Source organism: Vibrio sp. 10N.247.310.98, assembly GCF_041467395.1.
Lineage (GTDB): Bacteria > Pseudomonadota > Gammaproteobacteria > Enterobacterales > Vibrionaceae > Vibrio > Vibrio crassostreae_C.
Window position 1 is genome coordinate 1 of sequence record NZ_JBFSUL010000025.1, and the last position, 20,353, is coordinate 20,353.

The 20,353-nt window shown below is 45.0% G+C and carries 18 protein-coding genes and 1 other RNA gene; 10 read left to right on the top strand and 9 right to left on the bottom strand.

Features of this window, described 5'->3' with window-relative positions:
* Positions 1–171: 171 nt before the first annotated feature.
* Together AB6E78_RS11825 and AB6E78_RS11830 are read right to left on the bottom strand one after the other, a co-directional pair.
* Positions 172–480 carry an RnfH family protein gene (locus AB6E78_RS11825; protein WP_017069541.1) on the bottom strand — a complete coding sequence of 103 codons (309 nt, stop codon included), beginning with the start codon at positions 478–480 and terminating at the stop codon, positions 172–174.
* A 3-nt stretch (positions 481–483) separates the two neighbouring features.
* Positions 484–912: an SRPBCC family protein gene (locus AB6E78_RS11830; protein WP_017065998.1), complete on the bottom strand. Its 429-nt coding sequence runs from the start codon at positions 910–912 to the stop codon at positions 484–486.
* A gap of 119 nt (positions 913–1,031) precedes the next feature.
* Between AB6E78_RS11830 and smpB the strand changes: the two genes are divergently transcribed.
* The 4 genes from smpB (at position 1,032) to AB6E78_RS11850 (ending at position 3,042) form a co-directional block, all read left to right on the top strand.
* Positions 1,032–1,517, top strand: coding sequence for an SsrA-binding protein SmpB (smpB, locus tag AB6E78_RS11835; protein WP_004735156.1), 486 nt, complete (start codon positions 1,032–1,034; stop codon positions 1,515–1,517).
* A gap of 66 nt (positions 1,518–1,583) precedes the next feature.
* Positions 1,584–1,950, top strand: a transfer-messenger RNA (tmRNA) gene (gene ssrA, locus AB6E78_RS11840).
* A 174-nt stretch (positions 1,951–2,124) separates the two neighbouring features.
* On the top strand, positions 2,125–2,517 hold the full coding sequence (locus AB6E78_RS11845) for a hypothetical protein (RefSeq protein WP_372133651.1): 393 nt from the start codon (positions 2,125–2,127) through the stop codon (positions 2,515–2,517).
* A gap of 63 nt (positions 2,518–2,580) precedes the next feature.
* Positions 2,581–3,042 (top strand): DUF6236 family protein, encoded by a 462-nt coding sequence (locus AB6E78_RS11850; RefSeq protein WP_372133671.1) that lies wholly within the window; start codon positions 2,581–2,583, stop codon positions 3,040–3,042.
* A gap of 7 nt (positions 3,043–3,049) precedes the next feature.
* Here AB6E78_RS11850 and AB6E78_RS11855 read toward each other — a convergent pair whose 3' ends face one another.
* Positions 3,050–3,592: a recombinase family protein gene (locus AB6E78_RS11855; protein ID WP_372131445.1), complete on the bottom strand. Its 543-nt coding sequence runs from the start codon at positions 3,590–3,592 to the stop codon at positions 3,050–3,052.
* 398 nt (positions 3,593–3,990) lie between these two features.
* Here AB6E78_RS11855 and yfcC point away from each other — a divergent pair, with 398 nt between their 5' ends.
* Positions 3,991–5,469 carry a putative basic amino acid antiporter YfcC gene (yfcC, locus tag AB6E78_RS11860; RefSeq protein WP_372133673.1) on the top strand — a complete coding sequence of 493 codons (1,479 nt, stop codon included), beginning with the start codon at positions 3,991–3,993 and terminating at the stop codon, positions 5,467–5,469.
* Positions 5,470–5,597: 128 nt separating this feature from the next.
* Positions 5,598–6,605, top strand: coding sequence for a succinylglutamate desuccinylase/aspartoacylase family protein (locus tag AB6E78_RS11865; RefSeq protein WP_372133654.1), 1,008 nt, complete (start codon positions 5,598–5,600; stop codon positions 6,603–6,605).
* A gap of 113 nt (positions 6,606–6,718) precedes the next feature.
* On the opposite strand, the gene AB6E78_RS11870 is transcribed toward AB6E78_RS11865, so the two are convergent.
* From AB6E78_RS11870 to AB6E78_RS11895, 6 genes are all read right to left on the bottom strand, one after another.
* Positions 6,719–7,732, bottom strand: coding sequence for a DUF2955 domain-containing protein (locus AB6E78_RS11870; protein ID WP_017059742.1), 1,014 nt, complete (start codon positions 7,730–7,732; stop codon positions 6,719–6,721).
* Positions 7,722–8,786 carry an HlyD family secretion protein gene (locus tag AB6E78_RS11875; RefSeq protein ID WP_017059741.1) on the bottom strand — a complete coding sequence of 355 codons (1,065 nt, stop codon included), beginning with the start codon at positions 8,784–8,786 and terminating at the stop codon, positions 7,722–7,724. Before AB6E78_RS11875 ends, AB6E78_RS11870 begins: the two co-directional genes overlap by 11 nt.
* Before the next feature lie 258 nt (positions 8,787–9,044).
* Positions 9,045–10,925, bottom strand: a complete 1,881-nt coding sequence (locus tag AB6E78_RS11880) for an ATP-dependent zinc protease (protein ID WP_372133656.1) — start codon at positions 10,923–10,925, stop codon at positions 9,045–9,047.
* 303 nt (positions 10,926–11,228) lie between these two features.
* Positions 11,229–12,038 carry a M15 family metallopeptidase gene (locus AB6E78_RS11885; RefSeq protein WP_372133658.1) on the bottom strand — a complete coding sequence of 270 codons (810 nt, stop codon included), beginning with the start codon at positions 12,036–12,038 and terminating at the stop codon, positions 11,229–11,231.
* Positions 12,039–12,119: 81 nt separating this feature from the next.
* A complete protein-coding gene (locus AB6E78_RS11890; RefSeq protein ID WP_372104493.1) occupies positions 12,120–12,848 on the bottom strand; it encodes a DUF429 domain-containing protein in 729 nt (242 codons plus the stop codon).
* A 58-nt stretch (positions 12,849–12,906) separates the two neighbouring features.
* The gene (locus AB6E78_RS11895; protein ID WP_372110122.1) at positions 12,907–14,619 is read right to left on the bottom strand and encodes a class I SAM-dependent methyltransferase; all 1,713 of its coding nucleotides are present in this window, start codon (positions 14,617–14,619) and stop codon (positions 12,907–12,909) included.
* A gap of 270 nt (positions 14,620–14,889) precedes the next feature.
* On the opposite strand from AB6E78_RS11895, the gene AB6E78_RS11900 reads away from it, so the two are divergent.
* From AB6E78_RS11900 to AB6E78_RS11915, 4 genes are all read left to right on the top strand, one after another.
* The gene (locus tag AB6E78_RS11900) at positions 14,890–15,828 is read left to right on the top strand and encodes a hypothetical protein (RefSeq protein WP_048658812.1); all 939 of its coding nucleotides are present in this window, start codon (positions 14,890–14,892) and stop codon (positions 15,826–15,828) included.
* A 196-nt stretch (positions 15,829–16,024) separates the two neighbouring features.
* Positions 16,025–16,792, top strand: a complete 768-nt coding sequence (locus tag AB6E78_RS11905; protein WP_065584647.1) for a 1-acylglycerol-3-phosphate O-acyltransferase — start codon at positions 16,025–16,027, stop codon at positions 16,790–16,792.
* Between the two features lie 147 nt (positions 16,793–16,939).
* On the top strand, positions 16,940–18,310 hold the full coding sequence (locus tag AB6E78_RS11910; protein WP_372133660.1) for an MBL fold metallo-hydrolase: 1,371 nt from the start codon (positions 16,940–16,942) through the stop codon (positions 18,308–18,310).
* Between the two features lie 455 nt (positions 18,311–18,765).
* Positions 18,766–20,313 (top strand): alanine/glycine:cation symporter family protein, encoded by a 1,548-nt coding sequence (locus AB6E78_RS11915; protein ID WP_372133662.1) that lies wholly within the window; start codon positions 18,766–18,768, stop codon positions 20,311–20,313.
* The last annotated feature ends 40 nt before the right edge of the window (positions 20,314–20,353 follow it).

Genomic DNA, 20,353 nt, shown 5'->3' on the forward strand with positions numbered 1-20,353 from the left:
CTCAGGCCTTGAAAGCCGCTTAACAGAAATGTCCAACTTTACGGGGTCACTTCATATGAGCAGGCTTTTTAATATCTGCTAACAAATGAGACTGTAGACTGTATTGTCTAACAAACAGATGAAAAAAAGCTCGCTAATGCGAGCTTCTTTATCATTCAAATTTGTTTGGTATTACGATTTAGCCGCCGCTTTCGCTTGTTCAGCACGCTTACGGCGAATCTCTTTTGGATCGGCTAACAGTGCACGGTAGATTTCGATACGGTCTTTATCACGAACCGTCGCATCTAGCTTAACGTTACGGCTGAACACGCCAACCTTATTTTTCGCTAAGTCGATTTCTGGATACAGTTCCAAAACACCAGACTGCGCAATAATCTCTTCCACAGTCGCGTTTTTGTTCACCACCAAGGTAAACACACGCTGTTCGTGCGGAAGCGCAAACACAACCTCTACGTGGATCATATCTGATTCAATAGTCATGGCTTAGTAAACCTGTTTCGCGCGTTGAGTAAAAGCACTGACCATATTGCTCGTCAGCTCATTGAAAACCTTACCAAATGCCATTTCAATCATTCGGCTAGAGAATTCAAACTCCAACTTAAGCTCAACCTTACACGCTTGCTCATCGAGCGGAGTAAAATACCAACCACCCTGCAGTTTTTTGAACGGGCCATCCACCAGCTCCATCAAGATCTCAGCACCATCTGCTAAGCGGTTCGATGTGGTAAATGTTTTGCTAATACCAGCTTTAGAGACATCAACCGAAGCCACCATAGTTGAATCTGAAGATTCGATCACACGTGAACCAGAACACCCTGGCAAAAACTCGTGATAACGAGCAACATCATTGACCAAGTTGAACATCTGGTCGGCACTAAACGACACTAATGCTGAACGAGTAACCTTTGGCATATAGACTCCTGTTAAAGACAGCGTTACATTAACACAAACTGCAATTTTAATTGTATTGGGCCAGAGCGCAAATAAAAAGGATTCCCCAACTAGGGTGCAATCCGTATAATGAGGCCATTATGGCAAAGAATAAATCAAAATCAAAAGCCGGTAGTAATACCATTGCGCTTAATAAGAAAGCTCGCCACGAATATTTCATCGATGATGAGATAGAAGCGGGGCTTGAGCTACAAGGCTGGGAAGTAAAATCCCTACGTGAAGGCAAAACCAATATCGCAGAAAGCTACGTCTACATCCGAGATGGCGAAGCATTCATCAGTGGTATGACGATCACTCCGCTAACTCAAGCGAGTACTCATATCGTGGCGAACCCAACACGCATCCGTAAACTACTAATGTCGAGAAAAGAACTCGATAACCTTATCGGTCGTATTAACCGTGAAGGCATGACGCTTGTCGCAACCGCACTTTACTGGTCTCGCTCTTGGGCGAAGATTAAAGTTGGCGTAGCGAAAGGTAAAAAGCTGCACGATAAACGTACTGATATGAAAGAAAAAGATTGGGCGAGAGATAAAGCACGAATTATGAAGAGTAATTTGCGTTAATTTTAAGCACTTAAACGCACAGTGCTAGACAGGGTAAGCTTTTCTGGTACTATGCAAATAACACTTGGGGCTGATTTAGGATTCGACAGGAATTTTGAAGTCTGAGGTGCATGCCGTGGGGCGGTTGGCCACGTTAAAAGCCGCAAAAAAATAGTCGCAAACGACGAAAACTACGCACTAGCAGCTTAATAACCTGCTCAGAGCTCTCTTACCCTAGCTTCCGCTCGTAAGACGGGGACCAATAAGAGATCAAACCCAAACTAGCTAGCGTGGCTTCTCCCACCTGAGAGGAAAAGCGCGAATTATAATTCAGGTTAGCCTTTAACTAGCGTGTCGGTTCGCAGGTTGCTGGTGAAATTAAAGATCGACTAAGCATGTAGTACCAATGATGAATGATTTTTGGACGCGGGTTCAACTCCCGCCAGCTCCACCAAACGTTTGGAAACAGCGTTATTTCAATAGGTTAGCGCCTTTTGGGATAGCGCTGTTTTTGTATGGGTGCCACAGTAAAGTGCCACACTTCATAAAGTCTATTCTCTTCCTTTCCCCTATTCAACACCTTGCATTATCATGGTTATCTAACTATCTGATTAATAGGTGCTTGCCAATGGAAAGAGGCGTTGTATTATCACCCCAGTTCTCGTACTTACCCACGGGGCAAGTTCTCTTTAAGTCGGCGGTAGATGACTTCGAGCTGCGCAAGTACCTCACGTATTGGGATAAAATAGACATTCCTAAAAGTTCATTCATCGAATTTGATTGCCAACAATTCAGAACCCTAGAGTCTTCTGGTCACCTGATTCGCACTCCTTATGGCAGCCCTCAATCATTCCGAGCTGTTGACCTTTCCAACGTCAGGCAACTCTATCTTGGCAATGCAATGTCAGCTCGCATTAACGATTGTACCAACATGACTTTAAACAGGTCTTGTGGTGACCAAATCCTACAGGCGCATGAGGATGTCTACCTTTTGCAATCAGGTAAAGAGCCGGGGCAATGATCAAAGGCTCAAGTTTCTACATCCCTCCTGTCATTCGACCCAGAAGACAAGCCAGCTATCGAGATAGAACTGTACAACATGCTTCCAGTACCTAGTGCCAACACACCTCTGGAAGACATACTAGAATTCAAACTTCAGCACCACGATGAACTAGTAGCGTTTAGGTGTTATCTAGATGAAATGTATCAACAGATTATTGGTGCTGCTGACATACCGAGCGCGCGTAACAGCCAGCTAAACAGGCTAGAGCAAGCTGTCAGAGACGTGGATAGAACAATGCGTGAATCTAGGATAAGAGTCTTCCCTGATTCCTTACGGTCTGTCCTGTCAGGTCTTGATGGCATCGTTGGCACAGGTTTAGCTGTAGGCGGTATTGTAGCGGCAGCCTCTTTTGGGGTACCCCCATTAGTAGCTGGTTTAGCTAGTGCTGCTGTGATTGCTGGTACAAAGATGATTCCTCAATCAAAGGGCACTACCAAGAACGACCTGACGTACCTAAAGAGCTTACGCAGCAACTTCCGATAGCATTACTCTAGTCAAAGAGCCTGTACAGCGTAGCCCTACTTATACCTAGCTCTTTGGCTGCTTTAGCTTTTGGTACACCGTTATCTAATAGCTTCTGGACATCATCCCTAGTGACTTGCGCTTTCGGTCTGCCGATGTGTTTACCTGCTGCCTTGGCTGCTGCTATGCCTTCCGCTTGACGCTCTTTGATTAGCTCACGTTCCATTTGAGCAACGGCAGCCAGTATTCCCAGTACGCCTTTCTGTGCTGCACTCATAGCACCATCGAATCTCATACCCTCTTTATGGAATTGAACCGAGACACCTTTCTTATTCATCTGCTCCACCAGCCCAACAGCATCACCTGCACCGCTACGACAGATACGGTCTAGACTGTGAACATGTAGTACATCTCCATCCCTGACATAATCCAAGCATGCCTGTAACTGCGGTCTGTCTACTGTCTTAGCTGATACCTTTTCCTCGAACACCTTATCCAGTTTCACATCTGCTAACTGTCTGCTGGTGGACTGCTCTGCTGTACTAACTCGAATGTAACCTACGTTCGCCATGCTTACTCCTAGTGTCTCAAAACCTCTTAACACTTACAGGATTTCATGTATCAAAACTCTAAGTCAATGCTTTTGAGACAACCTTAGATACAGTCTCATAAGGTATAGTTTTTTATATATCCAGAGTCGCTCTATGAAACTTACCGCACTGCTTAAAAAGCACCTGAGCTAGGACTTTTTACCTCTAAATAAAACCAGGCAATAACAAGTTAAAAATAAAAACCATCATGCCACGCAAAAACAAGAACATAACACCACCAAACAAGCCAAAAACCAACTTAAAATTGACATTATATGCTTAATTAGTGATATTTTATGCCAATCTTAATTATAGCTAAAAACTGACAATGAGCACGACAACCACAACATCGGATACCATCCAAAATAAGACATGGAAAATGCCAGATACTCTGGTGCTAATTTTCTTTATCGCGTTGCTTGCGACTGCAATGACATATGTCATACCTGCAGGCATGTTTGAAACACAAGACATCAGCTATGTTTCTGATGGTGCAGAGAAAACTCGTACCGTTCTAGATCCAGCTTCATTTTCCTATCACACCGACCCCCAAGGCAACCCGATTTACAATACTGTCGGACTATTCGCCAGCGGTGGTGATATCGGCTTAATGAACTTCGTATTTGAAGGTTTAGTGTCTGGATCTAAGTGGGGTTCAGCAATCGGCGTTATCATGTTTATGCTTGTGATTGGCGGTGCTTTCGGCATTGTGATGCGCACAGGTACTATTGATAACGGTATCTTGCGTCTCATAGACAAAACCAAGGGCAGTCAATCGCTTTTCATTCCAGTATTATTTGCACTGTTCTCGCTCGGTGGGGCTGTATTTGGTATGGGTGAAGAAGCCGTCGCCTTTGCCATTATTATCGCGCCGCTAATGGTACGTATTGGCTATGATGGTATTACTACGGTAATGGTGACGTACGTAGCGACTCAGATTGGTTTTGCTGCTTCTTGGATGAACCCATTTTCTGTTGCTGTTGCCCAAGGCATTGCTGGTGTACCTGTCTTATCTGGGGCATCGGTGCGTATCGCTCTATGGGTTTTCTTCACCGCGCTCGGCATCGCTTTTACGATGTGGTATGCGAATTCGGTAAAGAAAGACCCTTCGAAATCTTACAGTAAAGCTGGTGATGTTTACTTCAAGAAGCAACAAGGAGACTTGACTCAATCACGTTGGAATATCGGCGATACGTTGGTGATTCTCACCGTGATAGCGAGCATGACCTGGGTTATTTGGGGTGTAGTGGTTCACGCATGGTACATTCCTGAAATTGCCTCTCAGTTTTTCACTATGGGATTTGTTGCTGGCTTAATCGGTGTTATTTTCCGATTAAATGATATGACCATCAACGACATGGCCGATTCATTTAAGGAAGGCGCAAGTGTGATGCTAGCGCCCGCTATTCTTGTGGGTAGTGCTAAAGGTATCTTGCTGATTTTAGGCGGCGGCAGCGATGCAACCGAGCCAAGCGTACTGAATTCAATCTTAAGCAGTGCGGGCGGTGTGATTAGTGCATTGCCAGAAGCGATGGCTGCTTGGCTGATGTTCGCCTTCCAAGCTATTTTCAACTTCTTTGTAACGTCAGGATCAGGGCAGGCAGCTCTAACGATGCCATTAATGGCGCCACTCGCCGATTTAGCAGGTGTGACTCGTCAAGTCGCGGTTTTAGCATTCCAGCTAGGTGATGGCTTTACCAATATCATCGTCCCAACATCAGCTTCTTTGATGGCAACACTAGGTGTATGCCGCATTGACTGGGGTGATTGGGCAAAATTCTGCTGGCGCTTTATCGTGCTGCTATTCTGCTTGTCGAGCGTTATTATTGTTTCGGCTCACCTGCTGGGTTTTGCATAACAGCGCCTTTCAATATTTACGTGTATCTCAATGGGCAGTTTACTGCCCATTTTTAATCACAGCTTTCAATAACAATCATCCAACACAGACTCAGAATAGATTGTGAACCAGAGACAAAGGAAACTAGTGTGAGAAAAACTACTTATACCAATGATGTTCTAAATGGACACCCTGTAATATCTCAACTCAATGTTGATGACTTACCGATGGGATGCCATCGTTTCTGGTTTGAGGCACAAACTAACGGTGTTGGTCAAAATCATCATTTACCTGTGGTCGTCTATCGCGGTGAGCAAAGTCAAAATGCTCGCAAAATAATGGTAACGGCAGGCGTTCATGGTGATGAATTAAATGGAGTTATTACCGCACAGAAGGTCATTCAAAAGCTCGTAAACGAGGAGATACACGGCACAGTCATCATTATTCCGATGATTAATGTGTCAGGTATGTTGATGCACAGCCGAGATTTTATTTCATCGGATCCGGATGCATCCCCAGCAAACCTTAACCGTATATTCCCTGGAAACCCGAACGGTGATGCCTCACAACGTTTTACACATTCAATTTGGCAGAACCTACTCAGCCATAATGCGGATCTTGCTATCGATCTGCATACCCAAACTCGCGGAGCAGAGTATCCTTTGTATGTCTTTGCCGATTATCGAATCCCCGCAGCAATCAAAATGGCTCGATTGATCAATCCTGACTGTATTTTTGATGATCCAGGTGATGATGGCGTTTTAGAAACGCAGCTCAATAAGAGTGGTACGCCCACTATCACCGTCGAGGTTGGTTCTGGAAAGGTTTTACAACCCGACCTCATTGAGCGTTCAGTGAATGGCGTGATGAATATCCTGCACTCGGAAAATATCATCTCTACAAAGATAGATCAGCCTCACTATGCCTGCTTTGAAGGCAAAGAAACGGTGACCATTAGAGCCAATGTCGGTGGTTTCGCTCTCCCTCAAGTTAAGGTCAGTGAATCAGTACAATCAAAACAATTGATTTCAATTCAATATGATAGTTTTGGTTCTGAGAAACAACGTTATTACGCCCCTGCTGATGGCTATGTACTCAGTGTCAATCAAGATCCGATGCGTGAACCGGGCGCTTTGTTAGTCAGACTATTGAAGTAACACGTCACTTCATCAAATGGCTCTTTACTGATGGCATTTGAGTCGTTAACCCATATTGTGAAAAGGGGATAACTCGTCAGCGCTATCCCCTTATTATTACTTATAAATATTAATCACTTACTGTGATCGGTATGACTATGATTAGTATTACTGCTGAGAAAGCCCAGTACCACTGCGCCAACCATGACTGCACAAACAATGGCAAATAGACGTGTCATTTGTGCCGAGAGGGACGCAGATCCTGGGTGGCTGATGATCTGATAAGCCAAGGTCGTAAAATTAGTAAACAAGAGCTGATAAATCGTCAGATTCGCCTGCCGCCTGATAGCAAAACACGCAAGTTGCAAACCACACACCAAACTCACGCCATAAATAACCAAGATTGGAGCGCCTGACACCATCATGATCATCACAGGTAACGTAAACAGAATGCCAACGCCAGTGGTGACAAGCTTGTTTCGGCTGAATGTACGGTGGTCGTGATTCGATGGGCTTTTCAACATACTGCCAAGCGTAATCGCAATCAACATCGTTTGTGACACCGAATTTCCTACCAAAATCGCCAGCACAACCACAACCGCGGTCGCTTTAAATGCAACCATGATATAGTCACCAGTAGTGGGCGCATCGGAAACGGCCGCAGTCGGAAGGACATTCACTTCATCCCCCGGGAACAACCAGAACCCCAAGTAAGTGACGATCAAAGCTATCACCAGCTTTTCAAAGAACAATAGGGGCAATCCCGCCATTGGGAGATGCATCTGCTTGTTGACCACCACCATCACGATGACCACGATAATGGTCAGTGTCGCGATGATATCTTTTGTATTCTGATGGCTACGCTGATAACTCCAGAACAGCAATAGCCAGCAATAGAGGACAAAACCGGTTGGCGAGTCGACCAATACACTACCAAAAAACACCACACCAAAGCTGATTAAGATTAATGCAACAATCACCTTTAATATTAAATTAATCGGTGGTTTGGATGGCATCAATGTCATGAACATCACAACAAATATGGGCGACAAAACAGCGAGCATCTGCCCACTTTGTTGATGGTAGAACAATAGCGAAAGCGGCAGTAACACCAATCGAATAATGGAGTTAGCTGAGCTATGAAACATAAGTCCACACGCTTAGAATTCTCATCCAAAGCTGAGCAAGCCACTCACCTGGGGTACTTTGCTCTGTCATGACAGCCACTGTGGCTTGTGAACCAAAACGAATGTTGCTTGGAACCTCACCATGATCAAACACAATATTGACTGGGTAGCGCTGCGCGGCAATAGAATTGGTGTCTGAATTTAAAAAGCCAGTCTCTTGGTCAGTGCTATTGCTGCCACCCGTTCCCCAACCAATGCTATCAACCGTGCCGTATAGCACTCGCCCCGGTAACGCATCCAATACGATCTCAACTCTTTGCCCGACTTGTATATGCTCTAGCGAGTTTTCTCTGTATAACGCAGATATCCACACCTCTCGCGGATCAACAAAGGTCAAAACAGGTGAGCCTGCGGTTGCTCGCTGGCCTACCGTCAGTTGTAGGTTACTCACCACGCCATGAGAAGGAGCCATCACTTGGGTTTTCTGTAAGTTGAGCTGAGCCTGCTCAAGGGCTGCAATCGCCGCCAACACTTGTGGATTATCACTCCCTTCTGGCCCTAACGCTTGTTTTGCCTGAACCAAAGAGGCTTCTGCGGCTTTCAATGACGCTTCAGCACGATCACGATTCTCTATGGCGTTGTCTAATTCAGAGCGGCTAACCAGCCCTTTACTGGCGAGTTCACTCACTCGACTCGCTTGCTCTCGAGAATTATCCCGAGCCGCAACCGCCTCGGTCACTTTCGCTTGTGCAACGTTAACCGCCGCTGTGCTTGCGCCAATATTTTGGCCTACTTGAGCAAGATTCGCTTCAGCGGAACGCAAACTGATCTGATAGTTTCGAGCATCAATTTCAAACAACACTTGGTTCGTTTCAACGACCTGATTATTTTCAGTTTGCACAGACGTGATATTGCCAGAAACTTCAGGAGCAATACGCACAATATAAGAGTGAACACGGGCGATCCCCGTCATTGGTGTGACGCGGTCGGCCCACAAACTGTAAAGCCACACTACTAAAATAACCGAAATAATAATTAAACTAAGCTTACGCGAAGATTTTTCTGCTTTTGACATGCTCTCTCTCTCGATCCGACAGCACGATTTACTCGCCTGCCGAATACGATGTTTTAAAAATTAAAGTGAATTCCACTTCATTGTAGTCTAGTCGATCTGTCTCTTGAGTAAAAACAAACGATTACTTGAAATATTGTCACGGCAACAATCATCAATTAACAATTAACAATTAACAATCAACAAAAAGCCACACATCCCATTAATGAAATGTGTGGCTGTTTAGATCTGTTCTGCTACGAACTTAGATAAGTTTAGGGGTTACTCCATATCACCTAACAAGTAATCTTCATCGCTGCTCACTACTGCGCCGTGCTTCAAGAAGTTCTTACCTAGGATCATGCTGTATTCGAAGCGAGAGCGGTCTTGAAGGTTTACCCTTACTTCTTTCTCTAGGTCTCCGAGCTTAACCTTCATTTCTACCACAGGGCGAATGTTCACCTTCTCGCCTTTCTTGGCTTTAATGCGCATTACATCAATCACTGGCTTGGTGAAATCTTGCTTATCGCCTTGGTTGTTTTGATAGGTAAAGCTCACCATGTCTTGGCCATCTTTCTTAAATCGTTTGATGTTGACTGCGTTCATTGAGCTTACATCGGCACCTGTGTCGAGCTTGGCCGGGAACTTCATGCCGTTCACTTCTACTACTTCAATATGCCCAACTTTAAACAGTGGTTCGGCTTTCAGAAGGTAATCAGAACGCGTATTAACGTAAACGCCCTCTTTTGCCATCTTCTTGCCTAAAATAAAGTACGCTTCTTTCTCATTTGTATTGAGCACGTCGATGGCGAACTCTTGCGTACGCACTTTTCCAGACACCGCAAACTCACCACTTACAACCGGACGAGTATCATCCCCGACTTTAAGCTTCTTAATAATTGGCTTGGTCACCTTCTGCTTCTCACCATTTACATCCGTAAGATAAAATTCAACGGAAGCATCTTTGCCTTTACCTGTCATTTCAAAACTGTCGACCTTCAACAAAGGCGTATTGACAGTGAAAGAAGCCACAGCCTTAAGCGGGAAATCATCTAAGGTGATGTCCTCTTCCGGAGAGATAATCATAGGCTCACCAGACTCAGCCACATCACTAAAGTTCTTTGAACCTTCGGATAAAATATTCTCAGCACTGGTATCAATCATGAAGAGTTCGCTGGCTGTGTTGGTTCCAAATCTCAACTGCGACTCACTACTCGAGCGCTCACGTAGGTACACCAGAACGTCTTTAGTCGTGTTTTCATCGAGTTGAACAGGCACATACACCAAAGGTCTCTTCTTACCGCTCACGCTTAACATACGAACCAACGGCAATGTCATCTCTTTTTGCTTGCCGTCGTTGTCGAACATATCAAACGTCACTTCACTGTTCTTCTTATCTATATCGATGTCTTTTGCATGAAGGATGCTGTAGCGATTTTTTAATGAGAAGGTCGCGTTCATCGCCATTCCAGAGATAGAAACCACCTCTTTACGGCCTACCACCGTTGCGTTTTCTTGCTCTTGCAAGTAGTCATAACCTGCAAACACCAGCGCGTTATCCGCAAGGAAGGTTTTACCAATCAGCACTGGCGCAGAGAAGTGGCTTCTGTCGGTCAGGTTAACGTCGGTTTTTAGCTCTTGGTCTGCAATGGTGAGCGACATTTTTACGGTAGGGCGAAGCAAAGGCGTGCTGCTGGTGCGGCTGCGTATCATGCTGACACGCTCTAAAGGCGCTTCGATTAATACCATGTCTCCCGTCCGCGGGTTTTGAACCTTAAAAGACACCACAGCCTCATATTTCGCAAAGGTACTGCCATCCCAATCATCGTAATCAACATCGGAATTGTTCAACAGGTCTTCGGTTAACGCCGCCATCAACTCTTGGTCTTTGAGATTTTGGTAATCGGGATTAGAGCTCTTCACATGAATGTCTTCAGCATGCATAGAAGTGGTTTCCGCACCGGTATCAATTTTACCAATGAAAGGAACGTCTTTTAGCCCTTGAACGCTAGATAGGTACACGTTCTCAGTGCGACCTAATACCGACTTACCATCGAGTTCGTAAGTGGGATTTTGAGTGGTAGGTGAAGTGTCAGTAGCCAAAGTGTATTGTGAAAAAAGTAGAGTGCTTAAAAGAGTTAGAGCCAAAGGTATCTTTTTCATTAGTTGGTCCGTTGTGATCAGTTCACTAATAATACTGGCGTTTGCGCGAAGAGTTCCCCCACCAGCAATGGTTCTCACATAACGTTAACGCTATGAGTTTTTAAATGACAAACCGATGACTTTGCGCTGCATTCGCTTATCGATTATTGACTAATGGATACCCAATAACCTTTTCAATGCTCGGTGTTCTATTGAAGAAATGAATACAAAAAAGGCCAACGACGAGCGCTGACCTTAGCTATTCAAAACACCTGAAGCGAGTTTAACTTGCTAAAACACAAACGGTTCTAGATAAACATAGCACTAAAAAGTCCCGACTGTTTTCTTTGCGCAGATAGCCCGAGCTTTTTCTGCGTCCTCACCTTTATTTTTGAGATAGCACTGTCGATAAGATTCGACGTAGCGCTCAAATAACACCTTGGCTTCAGGTTGTGGTTTAGAGAGCAGTTGGCTAACGAACTTTCTTGATCCAACCTCAAAATGCTGAGTATCGATTGGGCTATTCCAATCCCCTCCCCAGATCATAAATCCGTGATGGGCAAACAGCTCCACCACATCTTCAGCCATGCCGCGGCGTTCTATTTCATCACGCGCACGAAAGCGAGTACGGTTCACATAGCTTGTCGCAGATTGTGAAGGCTTTACCGTTATTCTTCCGTTGCTATCGAACTCTAAGAAAGGGTTTTGAACTGGGTTGATGTCTATCGCCACACCATAGGCATGCTTCGACCAACCTCCTCCTCCGGTAATAGGCCGAGCGTTAAACGCGCTGCTGTTGTTCGCATCCATTGAGGCGTTGTCGTCCCCTCTGAATTCACGCATAAGGCGAGCAGAATGAAGAGGAAAATTGCGCTGTTTAAGCTCTGAAAAGATTTGTTCAACAGCAGGCGCAACCACATCAAGCACGATCATATTGCCCTGTCGCGTTTCCCCTTTGAAATTAATGAAATCGAAGTCCACTTTGGATAATCGCTCACAACCAACGGGCGCACCACTACTCAAGACATTGTTCTTTTTCATCATGTCGCATTGCCATTGAGATATAGGGGCAACTTGGGCATAACTCGCAGCACTGAGCACAGTGACCAGCCAGCCGAGAATAAAACGTTTCATATCAAAGACTCAAAAATAGTAAGAGTGAAAAGTAGCAGAGTTGGAAAATAACATATTAAGCCAAGTTGAGCGTACGCTTTGTTAGCGCGTTTTGTCCCAATAGACAATCTCTCGAACTCGTCCGTTCTGGTCGACATCCGCTTCTCCACCAACATCAGAAGGCTCTGGTAAGGTCGATAATTGCGAAGCGTAATAGGCAACCAACATAAGTACGAACGCATCGTAAATATCGTCTATCGCGACGTCTTTGCGTTTAGTATTTGAAATGGCCAACGACAAGCCTTCACACCATTGAGGGGCGAGTTGCTGAATAATAGAAAGCCGTTCCTCTTTGCCTTCTTGAGTTCGTTTTGAAAACGCTAGCGGTTCACCTTTCAAAGCTGCAAACACCACCTCAGGATGTGATTCCCTGATAGAAAGACTGGGGTGAGATTCAATGAGCTCATCAAGCTCACGGATCTTGGGCACTATTCCCCAAGTCTGTTTAGAAAACTTCTTATCAAGCTGATCCACATTGGCACTGCACGCCGCAATGTAATCAGTTTGGTAAACCGCCTCACGGCACGGAACAGGAAACACGGAAGAACCACGCTTGCTGGTTAGAAAACGTCTTGCCGCTTTATCGCATAATCTATCTGGAGTAAGCGAATCGCTAAAGCCAATAGGCATGTCGATAAGCGCCGTTGAACCGATAAGATCACTCGCTAGCTCATCGAGGGTGTTTACCACTTTAAACGCAGGTATCTCATTGTCAGAGACAATCCAAGCGATCCAACCCGACTTGCAGCCATCAATTCCGATGTATTTCATTATGTTCTCGATGATTAGTTTGTTGAGGGTTATTTGGGATAACTAGCCCACTTAATGATCAGTGCCACTCACTAATCAGCAGTCTGCTTTTTACACCACGTACCTGCAAGCCCATTGCATCGAACACCTCTTCAAAGTCTCGACACTGCGCAGGGATGTTAGGTAACGAAAGCGCGGCTTCTGAAAAGAATTGTTGTTCAAAATGAGCCGAATCGTTCCAAGCGAGTTGCCACCACTCTAGAATCCTCGACTTAGACGAGCGCAGCTTTTCAGCCGTAGGAACTTTATCACTTTTACTTAAGTTCTCTTTGCTTGTAGTAGGAAAGAGGTTCCACTTATCGTTGTTTGGCCAGTAAGCGAAAGGCAAACAGTGATCAACGTGATACTCATTTTTTAATGATTTTCCACTCCACACGCTGACAATGTCGGCACGATCAGATCTAAGTTGCTCGACACGTTTACGCACATCGCGAGTATCATGGTTTTGATCGATCCATACCAAGCAGTCGTGATAAGTCTGTAGTGAAATGCTTCGCTGTCGGTTCAACTCGAAACGCTGCATCTCCATGACCCATTGATTCACCACCAGCGGTTCAATCCACGAGTGGTAGATTCTAAAGCACTCCCACAGGCTTTCATCGAGAGTAAAATAACCAAAACTTTCTAAGAACTCACTATCAATGACCAGTGATTCTCGGCTCTTCCGTCGTTTGTGAGGTGGGTATATATCGAATAGTCGGTTGTCTTTCGAGCCTTGATAAATGAAAGTCACAGGTCCTGATTTAATGGTGCTGATCGTTTGTGAAAATAGCTTTTGTAGAGCCTTAGCTTCATCGCCGAGAAACATAGCGCCTATCGCTAGATCATCAGCACTTAAGTGTTTGAGTTTATTCCACCCATCCTCTTTTACAAACCCAAGTCCCTTCGTTGTGTTGCTATTTTGCTGAATCCCTGCGCCTTCTATGTCGATATCAATCAGTCGCTTAAACTGCCTAACCCAATACAGAGCAACCAAGCCCACTGGTAGAGAAATTTTTCCATCAGTTCGATCAATCACAGCGCCTGAATGCGCATCAGCAATTCGCAGTAATGTTCTCAACAAAGCCAACTTGTATGTGGCCGACTTGTTGTCATTCACAATAATGTGGCGCACCTTGTTCAAATCACCGGAGCCATCATCTGGCAAGGTCATCACCACGGTTTGCCACCAAACCTCACAGCGCTTCAAGGTGTCTTGGCTGTTATCAACATGACGCACCAACAAAGCACTGTTCTTCGACAAACGCTCAAGCTCTTCAACCGAGACCTCATAACCCTCTCGGTCGTCATGAAACTCTCCGTGACGTAGGGTAATCACCAATTTGCCATTTGGAGCGAGTAAGTTAGATAACTTTCTGAATGCTCGCTCTCGATATGACGGTGCAAGGTGCATCCACACAGCACTGACCAATATCAAGTCAAAACGCATTCCGAGGTTTTCAGTGCGGCTAAGCGAGGGAAGTGAATCATCAATCCAGGTAACACTTGGGCCTGTATATTTCGAGCCTTGTTCGCGTAATGAAGCACTTGGTTCTATCGCAATAACATCAGCTCCGGCTTTGTGCATCCATAGCACATCACGACCGCTCCCAGCACCGACATCTAATACTTTATCGCCCTCTAAAGGCCAATAAGCTTGCCAGCTTTTATGCACCGTCTCGAACGTCACTGAGTTGTACTGCTGGCAAAGTGTGTGAGCATTTTTATCGTAAAAAGGAATCGATGAGGACATATGCGCTATTGGAGTAAGGAGTCTATCTCAATAGTAATGGGGAGCTTAGGCGATTGCTAGCAGCTCATGTAAGTTCAGCCACACCAATCAGCATTTATCGTTAGTGACTGTTTTATATCAATATCCACCTAATGAGTTCATCAGGCGAGTCACACCTCGAATTGATCTCGTCAGAAAAACAAAAACAAACAAGGTGCAAGCTGACGTGCGAACAGAGATAATTGTTTGAAGATGATTAACTCGCCTAAAGCACCTAGCCGATAAAGACTAATGAACACATACTCACACATAGATACCCCATTCAACCTGCGCCACACCTGTTGGTTTTGTGGTGAACCTTCCAGTAACCTTGTTGAATTCCCTAAGACAGCGCAGGCTGTTGCCAAGATTGGCCATTCACCGATAGCACTGCCGGCTTGTAATGAGTGTGCGAGAATTAACTATTCAAAGAATCTGACCTCAATTTGGTCTGTGCGCGATCAGATAAAACACACTCTGATAGACAAGTACGCTAAGCACCTTGGCATCGGTGAGAACTGGACAGAGCAAGAACTTATTGATTCTGATTTCTCGGGCTCGACACTTGGCGGGTTTGGGCGCAGCGCGTGGAAAATGTATCAAATCGCCAAGCAACGCGTCGATTATAAAGGCTGGCCTTTGTCGGTTGATGACATCCCACTTGAGGTATACGACGAAACCAGTGGCTTTGAGTTTGACGGTACTCGTTATGCCTCAATCAATTCGTGTATAGACTATTTCACCAAGGCTGCAGGCGTAGACAAAGAGCTGTTGTCGCAGCTTGTCGACATCGTTTCATCAGACCGATTTAGCTACGCACTGCGAATCGCTAAGCTGAACAAAAGTGTCTCTAATACCAAGCGCTCGGAGATCGTCGAAGAGGTACTACAACAAGAGTCTGAACAAGAAGAGATACTGCTTGAGCAAGCTAATTCAATGTTTAACCCAAACGTCGAAGAGGTGAATATTTCAGGCTCAGTTGCGCCTGTATTTGCCATTCAATGGGCGTTAGCTAACAAGGTTGAAGATTTGGCCCACCTATGTGCGCTCGAAGATGAGTATTTCGACTATTTCGAACACCTCGGCGGCCCTGCAGCTTTCATGTCTTATAACGGCCTACAACTCTACTTGGAATCGCGTCAAGATCCTGAATGGGTAGAAAAATCGGATCCAAATAAACAGTATTGGTGAACATGCCTCGCTACTGGTGAACACGTGTAAGCTCGATAATCGTGTCAAACACCCATTGTTAGTCCTTGTTTTATATAAAGATCTAAAAACAGAACCCTATAACAGTTAATTGTTGCAATTCGGTTAAATAGAGTGAAAACTTCAAGCATCTAAAACTATTTAATCACTGCCATCAGCGGTGAGTAAGGAGTGAATTGTGCTTGCTGTTCTTCGTATTATTTTGGCTACGGTGTTTATTATTTTCACCACTCTATGTGCTTTTGTTTACTGCTTGTTTAGCCCCAAGAACCCCAAGCATGTGTACGTTTTCTGTCGTTGGTTCAACCAACTCCAAAAGATCATCGGTGTAAAACTGGTGCAACGCGGCCTAGACAATGCCCCGACACCAGAAAACAGCGTCTACATCTCTAACCACCAAAGCATATTGGATTTTGTGACCGATCCAGGAATGCTAAGACCACGCACTGTTTCATTGGGCAAACGCGATTTGTTGTACGTGCCTTTCTTTGGCCTGCTGTATTGGATCACCGGTAACATCATGATTAACCGCGAAGACAAATCCAAAGCACGCGATACCATCAAGCAAGTGGCGGAAGCGATTCATCAGAGAGATCTGTCTGTTTGGGTTTACCCGGAAGGAACCCGTAGTAAAGGGCGTGGACTACTGCCATTCAAAACAGGCGCTTTCCGAATGGCAATTGAAGCTGGTGTGCCTATCACCCCGATGTGTACTAGCACCACGCACAATAAGATCGACTTTAATCGTGCCAATAATGGCATTGTGATCACCGAGATGTTGGAACCTATCGATGTATCCGGATACAAGCTTAGCGATGCGAGAGAGTTGGCCAATCGCTGTCACGCACTCATGGCAGAGAAAATAGCAGAGCTTGATGCCGAAGTGGCTCGTTTAGAGGCGCAGCAAAAAACAGAGTTGGATTCAGACCGTTCTTCTACGAACTAACTCGCAACGAAACCACTGAGTCATCGCTCAGTTACTTAAAAAGACACTCAACGATCGCAACTCTCATTGTTCTTGTTTTACTTGCTGGCGCTTATCCGCAAAATAAAAACAGGCGTTAACGGCTTTATAGAGCAATGGGAGCAAACGATGGAAGTGATTCACCATGGTGGCAAACATACTGTCACAGGATCTTGTCACGAGCTAAGAGATTCAGGCCAAGCGGTGCTCATCGATTGTGGCCTTTTTCAAGGTTTAGATCTTCAAGGTAAAAAACTTCAAGGTGCGGACACTCGCCCTCTTGATATTGAATTTGAAACATCCCACCTCAACGCTCTGCTGCTGACCCATACTCACATTGATCATATTGGCCGATTACCTTGGTTACTCGCCAGTGGGTTTAACCAACCGATTTATTGCACGCAAGCCACCGCTGAACTTGCCCCTTTAATGATTGAGGATGGCTTAAAGCTGCAACGACTCAGCAATAAACAGTCGAAGCTGATACTCAAAAAGATTCATTCGTTAATTGCTCCCAAGCCTTACGGGGAATGGTTTCCAATCACGTCTAAACAGCAAAACAACGGAAAGGATCATGATAGGCCAAATACTCTGTATGCTCGCTTTCAACCTGCGGGGCACATCTTAGGTTCTGCCTATATCGAGATTAAGTTACCCAACCAAGAGGTGGTGGTCTTTTCAGGCGATTTAGGCCCAAGTAACACACCACTACTGCCCGATCCTAAGCCACCACGACAAGCCGACTATCTGTTTATCGAATCCACTTATGGCACCAGTACACATGATGATATTGCTACGCGAGCTGAGCGTCTCAAAGCAATCATTGATCGTTCACTGCTCGACGGTGGCGTTATTCTAATTCCGGCATTTAGTATCGGCAGAACGCAGGAATTGCTTTTTGATATCGAACACCTGATCTTTGAGCATCAACTCAGTAGCGATATTCCTATTATTCTCGATTCTCCGATGGCTCAAAAAGTGACGCGTTCATACCGACGTTTTAAAGAGTTGTGGGGACAAGAAGCAAAGCAGCGTCTTGAACTGAAACGCCACCCACTCGCTTTTGAGCAGTGCATTACCGTTGATGGACATAGAATGCACAAGAAAATCGTGAATCGCCTCAAGTCGACAGGTGAACCCGCGATTGTGGTCGCTGCTTCTGGGATGTGTCAGGGTGGTAGGATAATGAACTACTTATCTGCCTTGCTTCCCGATAAACGAACCGATGTAATTTTAGCGAGCTATCAAGCGCACGGGACGCTCGGACGAGAGCTGCAACAAGGCGAAATGCAGGTTTCTATTGATAACAAAGACGTTGAGGTTAATGCTCAAATTCATGGCATGTCTGGCTATTCTGCCCATGCTGATAAAGAGGATCTTTACCAATTTATAGAGGGCATCGCGACTCCACCGAAAGAGGTGCATTTGATTCACGGCGAACCAAATACTCAGTCTGAGTTCGCTAAAGAATTACAGGCGCGAGGGTTCGTAGTTGTTTGAAACAGGCATCAAATTAACAACTTTTACTAGGTAGATATTAAGGCCTCAATTATCAAACCTTCAAAAGCCATAGTCTCATAGACCTGCTAGCTCACCTGATGCAGGTGATATATTCCAACCTACTTATCCCACCATCCATATGTCAGCCGTTTATGCTAATCGGCTTTAACCGCTGTTTTGCGCAATTTCGTTTCTTATGCGCACCTCAAGATCCCCTTTCTGTATTAATCACTATTTATTCACTTTTCAAAACACAACAAATCACAACTAGTTGCATATCAGATTAAATGGAACGATTCTAGAATTAGCACTAAGCATTAACAAACACCCTCTATAACTTGCTTTATGTCACAGTAATCCTAATGCGCAGTTAAATAATTTAACACTCGGGTTACAAGTGAAGTATTGTGTTGTTCGAAAAACAATCATAAGCAAAACTAACAGGGAAAATACTCATGCAGTCATTCGTTGATTTTTTGAATGGAATAATCTGGAGCCCAGTACTTATCTACCTATGTTTAGGTGCAGGTTTGTTCTACTCCATCATGACTCGATTTGTTCAAATCCGTCACTTCTTTGAAATGTGGCGCTTGCTACTATCGGGTAAAAGCTCATCAAAAGGCATCTCGTCTTTCCAAGCTCTAGCCGTTTCGCTATCTGGCCGTGTCGGTACAGGTAACATTGCTGGTGTTGCTGCCGCTATCGGTTTCGGTGGCCCAGGTGCCGTATTCTGGATGTGGGTTGTAGCCTTCTTTGGCGCCGCAACTGCTTACGCAGAATCTACGCTAGCGCAAATCTACAAAGAAGAAGACGAAGGCCAGTTCCGTGGTGGTCCGGCTTACTACATTGAAAAAGCAATGGGTCAGAAGTGGTACGCATGGATCTTCGCTATCGCGACTATTTTTGCATGTGGTATTTTGCTTCCAGGTGTTCAGTCAAACAGTATTGGTAATGCTGTAGAAGCTGCATTTGGATCAGGTGATATGATTGAAACAGCTGTCGGTACATTCAGTTTCGCTAAAATTTTCACCGGTACTGTTGTTGCTATCATCCTTGCTTTCATCATCTTTGGTGGTGTTAAACGTATTGCGAACTTCACACAAATCGTTGTTCCTTTCATGGCATTGGCTTACATCATCATCGCGTTCGTTATCATTCTGCTAAACATCAGCCAAGTGCCAACGGTTTTCGCAATGATTGTTGGTGATGCATTCACACCTATGGCAGGCTTCGGTGCTGCAATTGGTTGGGGTGTTAAACGTGGTGTTTACTCAAACGAAGCGGGTCAAGGTACTGGTCCTCACGCGGCAGCGGCTGCAAGTGTTGATCACCCAGCTCAGCAAGGTTTGGTACAAGCATTCTCTATCTACATCGATACTCTTCTAGTATGTTCTGCTACAGCGTTCATGATCATCATCACTGGTGCTTACAACGTTCACGGCGGCGCTGAAGGTGTGTTCCTTGTTCAGAACCTAGCAGCAAACATTGGTGCCAACGGTCCTGTATTTACACAGCTTGCTATTGAAAGTGCACTACCAGGCATTGGTAAGCCGTTCATCGCATTTGCTCTGTTCTTCTTCGCATTTACAACAATTCTTGCTTACTACTACATCGCAGAAACGAATATTGCTTACCTACGTCGTACTATCAAAATTCCTGGCATGATGTTCGTACTTAAGCTTGTTCTTATTACTGCCGTTTTCTATGGCACAGTTAAAACAGCGAACCTTGCATGGGCAATGGGTGATGTTGGTGTTGGTTTGATGGCGTGGTTAAACATTGTCGGTATTCTGATCATCTTCTTCATGTCTAAGCCTGCGCTTAAAGCTCTTGCAGACTACGAAGAACAGCAGAAACAAGGCGTCACTGAGTACACGTTCAACCCTGTAAAACTAGGCATTAAAGGTGCTACCTACTGGGAAGAGAAGTACAAGCGTAAAACAGGAAAATCTCCTGAAGCTGAAACTGCAGACACTAAACCTGTAGAGCAACCTTCAGCTTAAGCTTTCCTTAGCAAATAGATCGCTTTAACAAATAGTGCTA